The following is a 1,219-nucleotide window of genomic DNA, read 5'->3' on the forward strand; positions in this document are numbered from 1 at the left end:
TGGGTCAAAATGAGAAGAACTCAGGTTGAGCAAATCTGGCCTGCAATGGCGGTATGAGCGGACCTCCGCCAGACAAGGAGCAACTTCGCTGATGGGCCAAAAGGCCGCCATGCCCGCCAAATGCAGTTTGTCCTTTATCGACCCCGGGCGACGTCCGAGTCCGTATCGTGTCGTATCAGCGCCGATATCCTGATGCTAGATTTCACAACGGCAGGGAGCACCTGCTTCCTGCTTCATACCGAACAGGAGAACGACATGCCCGATAGCGTCTACAAGGTCATTGAACTGATCGGTACCAGCACCGACTCATGGGAGAAGGCGGCCGCCAATGCGGTCGAGCAAGCTGCAAAATCTCTCCGAGATCTTCGCATTGCAGAGGTCGTCAAGCTCGATATGCAACTGGATGACAAGGGAAAAGTCGAGGCCTATCGCGCCAAGCTCAACGTATCGTTCAAATTCGAGGGCTCCTGAGCCTCGGCACCTCGCCCCCACTTGCGGGGCGAGGATGGCTCATTGGAAAAGGGGCGTTGCGCGGTCCGCCCAACCGGACGCTGTGGCCCATCCCGGAAGTTGGCCCTAGTCCGACTGGGACCGATATGCTTTGATGCGAGGGGGCGTGTGGCGCGTGGTGGCCCCATGTACATGGTCATTCGCAAGTACACCATGGTTCGTTCGGTAGCGGACGCCGCTCGTCGCGCCAAGAGCGGCGTCGGTGAGATCCTAAGGCAATCGCAGGGATTCAGATCTTACCATGTGCTGGATGCGGGCGACGGTGTCGGTATCGCCGTGATGATATTTGACGACCGCGAAAGCGCCAACGCAGCGAATGCCAAGATACTGGCGTTTGTTCAGGCGAGTCTACATGACCTTGATCTTGGGGTTCCCGAAGTTACCACCGGCGAGGTTTTGGTGAACATAGAGCTGGAGGGTCTTCAGGTATAAAGTAGCGGCAAACGTCACCACTGGCGTGGCGGGTGCCGCGCCTTGCTCTTGTAATCGACCTGATGTCACCCTCGCGTTTGCACGCTCGCGTCCTGGACATGCGCGTGCCGCCCGCCAGGAATATTCGACGGGCGTGCTTTTCGAGGAGCAGTAACGACATGAAGCAACACACCTCCGAAGCATTTTCCACCACAGCGATCGGCTGGACACCGCTCATGCTTGTGGGCACCGCGATGCCGCCCCGGGATCCCGATGAAGACGAGGAGGACGAAGACGA

General features: G+C 58.3%; 2 protein-coding genes. Both read left to right on the top strand.

Annotation, left to right across the window (positions count from 1 at the left end; translation table 11 throughout):
- Positions 1 to 255: 255 nt before the first annotated feature.
- Positions 256 to 471, top strand: coding sequence for a dodecin family protein (locus IVA74_RS06880; protein ID WP_247341002.1), 216 nt, complete (start codon positions 256 to 258; stop codon positions 469 to 471).
- A 165-nt stretch (positions 472 to 636) separates the two neighbouring features.
- A complete protein-coding gene (locus tag IVA74_RS06885; protein ID WP_247341004.1) occupies positions 637 to 942 on the top strand; it encodes a hypothetical protein in 306 nt (101 codons plus the stop codon).
- Positions 943 to 1,219: the final 277 nt, after the last annotated feature.

The organism is Bradyrhizobium sp. 132 (genome assembly GCF_023074185.1).
Classification (GTDB): Bacteria; Pseudomonadota; Alphaproteobacteria; order Rhizobiales; family Xanthobacteraceae; genus Bradyrhizobium.

Bases quoted from the DNA above. Each gene is read 5' to 3' on its own strand.
- IVA74_RS06880 (WP_247341002.1), top strand. From the start codon at position 256: ATGCCCGATAGCGTCTACAAGGTCATTGAACTGATCGGTACCAGCACC.
- IVA74_RS06885 (WP_247341004.1), top strand. From the start codon at position 637: ATGTACATGGTCATTCGCAAGTACACCATGGTTCGTTCGGTAGCGGAC.